Annotated in this window: 7 protein-coding genes; all 7 read right to left on the reverse strand. The window is 46.5% G+C overall.

Annotated features, from left to right (window positions below):
* Positions 1-2: 2 nt before the first annotated feature.
* The 7 genes from rpiB to spoIIR all read right to left on the reverse strand — a co-directional run bounded on the left by rpiB (position 3) and on the right by spoIIR (position 5,971).
* Positions 3-443, reverse strand: coding sequence for a ribose 5-phosphate isomerase B (rpiB, locus tag AM506_RS12760; RefSeq protein ID WP_060672870.1), 441 nt, complete (start codon positions 441-443; stop codon positions 3-5).
* A 119-nt stretch (positions 444-562) separates the two neighbouring features.
* Positions 563-1,852, reverse strand: a complete 1,290-nt coding sequence (locus AM506_RS12765; protein ID WP_060672871.1) for a methyl-accepting chemotaxis protein — start codon at positions 1,850-1,852, stop codon at positions 563-565.
* An 18-nt stretch (positions 1,853-1,870) separates the two neighbouring features.
* Positions 1,871-2,308: a low molecular weight protein arginine phosphatase gene (locus AM506_RS12770; protein WP_060672872.1), complete on the reverse strand. Its 438-nt coding sequence runs from the start codon at positions 2,306-2,308 to the stop codon at positions 1,871-1,873.
* Positions 2,309-2,546: 238 nt separating this feature from the next.
* Positions 2,547-3,101: a manganese efflux pump MntP gene (locus AM506_RS12775; protein ID WP_060672873.1), complete on the reverse strand. Its 555-nt coding sequence runs from the start codon at positions 3,099-3,101 to the stop codon at positions 2,547-2,549.
* Between the two features lie 107 nt (positions 3,102-3,208).
* Positions 3,209-4,249: an L-threonylcarbamoyladenylate synthase gene (locus AM506_RS12780; RefSeq protein WP_060672874.1), complete on the reverse strand. Its 1,041-nt coding sequence runs from the start codon at positions 4,247-4,249 to the stop codon at positions 3,209-3,211.
* 305 nt (positions 4,250-4,554) lie between these two features.
* Complete coding sequence (locus AM506_RS12785) at positions 4,555-4,995, reverse strand: GNAT family N-acetyltransferase (protein ID WP_060672875.1); 441 nt, start codon at positions 4,993-4,995, stop codon at positions 4,555-4,557.
* Between the two features lie 136 nt (positions 4,996-5,131).
* Positions 5,132-5,971: a stage II sporulation protein R gene (gene spoIIR, locus AM506_RS12790; RefSeq protein ID WP_060672876.1), complete on the reverse strand. Its 840-nt coding sequence runs from the start codon at positions 5,969-5,971 to the stop codon at positions 5,132-5,134.
* Positions 5,972-6,342: the final 371 nt, after the last annotated feature.

Consider the following 6,342-nt stretch of genomic DNA (forward strand, 5'->3'; position numbering starts at 1 on the left):
TATTATTTGTCTTCGTATTCCGTGATCTTTCCTACTCTATTTGCATGGCGTCCGCCTTCGAATTCGGTTCCAAGCCACGTTTTGGCGATTTCACGTGCCAGACCCGGGCCGATTACGCGCTCACCCATGGCCAGCATATTGCTGTCATTATGTTCGCGGGTTGCTTTCGCACTGAATAAATCATGCACAAGGGCGCACCTGATTCCCTTTACTTTGTTGGCCGAGATGCTCATGCCGATTCCCGTCCCGCAAATCAGAATCCCCCGATCGAATTCACCGCTTGCCACTTTTTCCGCAACGGGAACGGCATAGTCCGGATAGTCGACGGATGTTCCGCATTCACAGCCGAAATCCTCATATTCCAGTTCCAGTTCCTCTAACAAAGACTTGATTTCTTCTCTAATATTCACTCCGCCGTGATCGGACGCAATCGCAATTTTCATCTTCTCCCACTCCCCATAACCTTTGATACGTTTTATTTTGCCACATCCTCTTCATTATATAAAGCATTTCAGCTATTAAAAAAACGGGTATGAGGTCCGTCCCTCACACCCGCTACTTTTTATAAATGAAACCGTGTAATGGTGCTTTTCAATGCGTCTGCCTGTTCTTTCAGGTTAAGGGCGAGCTTCTCGACGTCATTCATGACGACGGCTTGTTCTTTCGTGGATGCCGATACTTCCATTGCACCCGCTGATGTTTCTTCTGCGATGGCGGCGACTTCCTGCGATTGCTGGGAAGTGAGCTGGATGCTGTCCATCTGCTGATCGACGAGGACCGAGATATTTTGGACTGCGTCTGCCACTTCATGAATCGTGGTCGTCATGGCTTCGATCATTTCATTCGTCTGCGTTCCTTTTTGAGCTTCGGAATTAGCAGAATCAACCTGGGTCGTAATCTGTCCAACCACGTTTCCGACTTCGGTTTGAATATTTTTGATCAGTTCCGAAATACCTTGAACCGCTTTTCCACTTTCATCGGCAAGTTTCCGGACTTCCTCGGCGACAACTGCGAACCCTTTCCCATGTTCCCCGGCACGTGCCGCTTCAATGGAGGCATTCAAAGCGAGGAGATTGGTCTGATTTGCGATGTCCCCGACCAATTGGATGATCTGCTCCACTTTTTTCGCGTTGTCTTCGAGTCGGCGCACGGCGTCCAACGAATCTTCATTTCCTCTTGCCAGCCGGCTGATGCCTTCTACGAGGGAATGGATCACTTCTTTACTTCCCTGAAGCTCCGTCACCATGTTTTTCGACATATGCTCGGATGATTTGGAATGGTTCTGTACTTCCCGGGCGATACGGATGACATCCTCCACGGATTCAGCCGTCGTTTGAATCGCCGTCGCCGAGCTTTCGGCACCCGCTGAAATTTCGCTGATCGTTTTGGAAATCGAATCCGCTTGTACAGAAGCGATTTCCGATGCTTTGGAAAGCTCGATGACATTCGTATTGGTTTTGTTAAAATTGTCATCGATGCTTGATACCATGTCACGCAAATTATGCAGCATCCGGTTGAACGCCAGTGCCAGTGAACGGATTTCGTCATCAGATTTCGGTACGTCCACTTCGATGGTGATGTCACCTTCAGCAGCTTTCAACGCAACCTGCTCCAAGCGCTGCAGCGGTTTGACGATGAATCCTGCTGCAAAAAAGGCCAGAACCGCCGACCAGAATACACCCATGCCAAGGGTCATGACCGTAAACCACAGCTCATTCATATCCGGCGCAAAAGCAGGCTTGATCACATAAATAAAAAAGGCACTTGTGGTATACGTTACCAACGCCAGAAGCGTGATAAAGAAGACCAATTTCTTTCTAAGACCCGACTTGTAGCTCTTCACTTTCCCCATCTTTCTCTCTCCCTGTCTTTAGCCAAGCTTTTTCATCAACTCTTCAATCAATGAATCCAATTCTCTGTATGTATGTCTGTAGATGTCCACGCTTCCCCCATACGGATCCGACACATCCACATCAGCCGGGTCTTCAAGGACAAATTCCTTCAATGTAAAAACTTTGTCCGCCACGTGTGGATACTGATCCACAATCGCCCGCTTATGATTCGATGTCATCGTAAAAATATAGGAAGCCCAATCCAGATTTTCTTTTGATAGCGAACTCGATTGGTGTCTATGTATTATATCGTTCTCTTTCAGCACTTCTTTAGTCTGAAATGAAGCATCATTTCCGTCCATGGCAAAAACCCCCGCCGACTTCACGTCGAACTTATCAGCACCCTTATGCTTCAAAACCGCTTCAGCCATGGGACTCCTGCACGTATTACCCGTACAAACAAACAAAATATTCATCACGTCATCCTCCTTACCACCTATTATAAAATATTTTCCAATCTCCCAATAGTCCATTCACAAAGAATACAAAAAGAAAGGCGGAGGCGGCTCGCCCTGGGGGGACAAGCATAAGGCGAGTCGGCCTGAAAGGCGCTCTTTGCCTTTTTGGCCGACTTGACTTATGACCTCGAGCCCCAAGCCGCCGGAGCCAGACAAAAAAAGCCCACCCCCGAGGGACGGACCTTCACCAATCGATTCAAATCGGCAGAAGCAGCTTCACACCAAACGCAAACAGGATGCTCCCCCCAAGGGCCTCGCTGTACGTTCCGAGAACGCCCTGGAATTTCCGGCCGATGAGTAATCCCGACCACGTCAAAACGGTAGCCGCGATCCCGAAACAGAAGAGGGCCAACGCCGTTCTTGCCCCGAAGATCCCAAGGGTCAATCCGACTGAAAAACTGTCCAGGCTCACACTCAATGCAAAAAGAATCAACCCAAAGCCCACAGGCGAGATGAGGGTCGTTTCCTCCTCCTTAAAGCTCGACATGAACATCTGGATCCCAAGCACGATGAGGAGCACACCCCCTGCGTAAGCTGCAAACGAGCCGAACGTTTCCGATAAGAATTTCCCAGTCATCATTCCGAGCAGCGGCATCCACACATGAAAGACCCCGACAACCAATCCTATATAAAAGACCTGCTTCAATCTAAGCTGAAACATACCCATCCCTATTCCGATCGAAAAGGCATCCATCCCAAGAGCAAATGCCATTAACATCAAGGTCATCAATTCGCCGATAATCGTTGTCATTTTGTATTTTTCCCCCTCCGGACATGCCTACAAAACAACTTATGCACGTCCAAAGGGATTTAGAATTCAAAATAAAAACCCCTATGAAAGACCATAGGGGATTGCCTTCATCCTTTTATCACCCGGTATCCTGCCGCTTTCTGAAGACGGTTCATGATTGCCAGGCCGACTCCTTCTTCCGGAAAGATTTCAGAAAAAATGATATCCACATCACTTCTATTAAAGGCGCGCAGCGTGTCGTAGAGATGCTGGGCCACAGTGTTCAGGTCGTCTCGGCGCCCGACGGAAAAAATGATATCCGCTTGATACCAATCCATCCGTTCCTCCGTTGTCAGAACGCCAACCTTGAGCCCTTCACCCTTTTTCTCATCAACCAATCGCTGCACATCTTCCTTCGAACCGTCCACTAAATAAACCGGGGCATCCGGGGCATAGTGGGTGTATTTCATCCCGGGTGATTTCGGGGCACCCTTGCCTTCTTTTAAGGAAGGGTCCACTTCCACTTTCCCGACGACGACTTCCAGCTGCTCTTTCGTGATGCCTCCGGGACGCAAAATGACCGGGATTTCTCCTGTACAATCCACCACCGTCGACTCGACTCCGACTCCCGTCTCGCCTCCATCGACCACTCCGGCGATGCGGCCGTCAAGGTCATCGATGACATGCTGTGCCGTTGTCGGACTCGGCTTACCCGACCGGTTCGCACTCGGGGCAGCAATCGGAAGCCCCGCAGCCTCTATGATGGAGAGCGCCACGGGATGGTCCGGCATCCGGATCCCCACTGTGTCGAGTCCTGCCGTCACTTTCCCGGAAAACACGCCTTCCTTATTTTTAAAAATGATGGTTAATGGGCCTGGCCAATACGCCTCGATGAGCTTCGCGGCATCCACCGGAATCTCTTCAACCAGCCCATCCAACTGCCCTTTATTTGATATGTGGACAATCAGTGGATTATCCGATGGTCTGCCCTTCGCTTTGAAGATTTTCTCTACAGCCCGATCCGATGTGGCATTTGCCCCCAGTCCATAAACCGTCTCCGTAGGGAAGGCAACCACTTCATCCTGTTGAAGAATCTTCGCTGCATCCACAATTTGTGGATAACTTTTGTTTTTATCCACATCACTTTCCACAATCCAATGTTTCATCATCTATGTCATCCACCTTTATCGATCTAAGCTAAATCTGTTCACTTTTTGTGTACAAATACTGAATATACACGTTCCTATACTTTTGAAAGTATAAAAGAAACACCCTGAATTCTCAAGTATTATCCACAAACAGAGTATAACTTGTTGAAAACTGTGGATAAACCTGTGGATGGTGTGAATAAATCTGAAAAAAGAAAAAGTTACCGCTTTCTCGTATTTTGTCGAATAGCAAACGAAAAAAACTGAACCATTTTTATGAGAATGGTCCAGTCCTGTATTCATTGCTAAAATTCTTGTCGAAATATCTATAAATCCAGTTTCATGGTGATGCAGTTATCCACAGTGGATAACTTTTTCGCATGAATGAAATTCTCCAACTCATCCACAACGGGTTCTGTTTCCTGCTGAAAACCTAACAGGTCAAAGAACGCGAGGGACGCCTTTCGATTCGAAATCAAATAAAGACGCGTCAGATCTTTTTCTTTTGCAAGCTTTAAAATCTCTTGAAAGAGAGCAAATAACTCTTCACTTTCAAAAGAAGACGTGACAACAAGTGAACGAAGGAGGCCGATCTTCTCCTGCAACTCGATGCCCAGCGTCCCAATCAGCCGGTTTTCCGAATCTTCCACTACTAAAAAACAATCAATGCTATGTTTAATGCCTTCCGTGCTTAATCCTGCTTTCATCAAGAAGGCCACGACTTCATGAATATCCTCACTCGTTGCCTGGCGGATCACTTTCAACATCCTTTCATCCTCCCTTTTCTCTCATCCTCTAGTATCAATGTATGAGAGGAGAAGGAGAATAGAACAAAAAATGATAGAAAGATAGACTTTCTTGAAATAAAAAAAACTTCATCCCAGTCGGATGAAGCTTCTCACTTTACTTACTAAATAACCCTTTGAAAAGATCGACTACGAAAAATCGAACTTCGACTTCTTCCTCTTCCTGATCTTCCACAAAAACCGGTTCTTCTTGTTTTTCTACCTTTTTCTCAACTTGCTCTTCTTGCTTTTTTACCTCTTCTTCAACCGGCGTCTCTCCCTTTTCTTCCTCATCGATCACACCGGCTTCAACTGCTTCTACTTCGACTTGCTTATAGGCGATGGTATCATCTTCAGGTTGTTCAACATCTTCACTCTCTGCGTCTTCAGGATCCACTTCGGTTACCTCATTACCGCTTGCCTCCACTTTTGTTTCAAAGCCCGTACTTCTTACGGCATTCCCTGTAGAGAAATCCAGGAAGCATAGTGGCGGATATAGGACGCACCACCAGTTCGCTCCTTCCCCTTTACCAAGTGTGATTAACACCGCTTCGTACTCACCTGCCGGATAAAGATACTGACCATATAGCTTAGTGGGAAAGTCCACTTTACCAAACTCTACTTTCACTGATTGATCCATGCCTTCAGCCGCCACGACATCTTCCGCAATCTTCTGAAGCTGTGGCAATCCTTCCTTGATGACTGCTTTCGCCTCATCCTGTGACGTCAAGGTCGATACCCAGTTCGTAATCTCTTTGTTGACTTCATCCCGGACGAGTCTCTTCACGTTCTGATCCCCATCCAGATCACTATTGGCCAGGATCCGCAGACGAATCGCTTCCTCCGGGATCACCATCGTCTCCTGTGCCGCCATTTCCTGCTTCGGTATATATAAACTTAGAATCGTTCCTAATGATAGAATCATGATATACAATAGTACTGTGTGTTTTGTTTTCATGTCCTCTCCCCCTTGGTAAACAGTGTGGTCAAAAGGGGGGAATCTTAAACTAGTAAAATAACATTTTTGTTTGGGAAAATTAGTTGTGGGGGCTTTTTGAAAATAAAATCTCGTTTTTGAAAATAAATGGGCTGGTTTTGAAAATAAAACTCAAGTTTTGAAAATAAGTTGAGTCAAGTCCACTTTATTGTGTAAATTCATATACTATGTCTTCAACCAATATTAGTTATTGTTCTTAGGGGGTCCTCCAGCTAGCTGGAGGACCCCCTCGAAAATTGAAAATTCAATAGAGATATTTTCTGTTCCCTGGATCAAGGTCTTTTTCCTGCTCCATCAAAACTGCTCCAATTAGTCGAAATGCTGATTGCGTA

The organism is Rossellomorea vietnamensis (assembly GCF_001305855.1).
GTDB classification, from domain to species: domain Bacteria; phylum Bacillota; class Bacilli; order Bacillales; family Bacillaceae_B; genus Rossellomorea; species Rossellomorea vietnamensis_A.

Coding starts and splice junctions, on each gene's coding strand:
- spoIIR (WP_060672876.1), bottom strand. CDS start 5,971: ATGAAAACAAAACACACAGTACTATTGTATATCATGATTCTATCATTA.
- AM506_RS12785 (WP_060672875.1), bottom strand. CDS start 4,995: ATGTTGAAAGTGATCCGCCAGGCAACGAGTGAGGATATTCATGAAGTC.
- AM506_RS12775 (WP_060672873.1), bottom strand. CDS start 3,101: ATGACAACGATTATCGGCGAATTGATGACCTTGATGTTAATGGCATTT.
- AM506_RS12780 (WP_060672874.1), bottom strand. CDS start 4,249: ATGATGAAACATTGGATTGTGGAAAGTGATGTGGATAAAAACAAAAGT.
- AM506_RS12770 (WP_060672872.1), bottom strand. CDS start 2,308: ATGAATATTTTGTTTGTTTGTACGGGTAATACGTGCAGGAGTCCCATG.
- rpiB (WP_060672870.1), bottom strand. CDS start 443: ATGAAAATTGCGATTGCGTCCGATCACGGCGGAGTGAATATTAGAGAA.
- AM506_RS12765 (WP_060672871.1), bottom strand. CDS start 1,852: ATGGGGAAAGTGAAGAGCTACAAGTCGGGTCTTAGAAAGAAATTGGTC.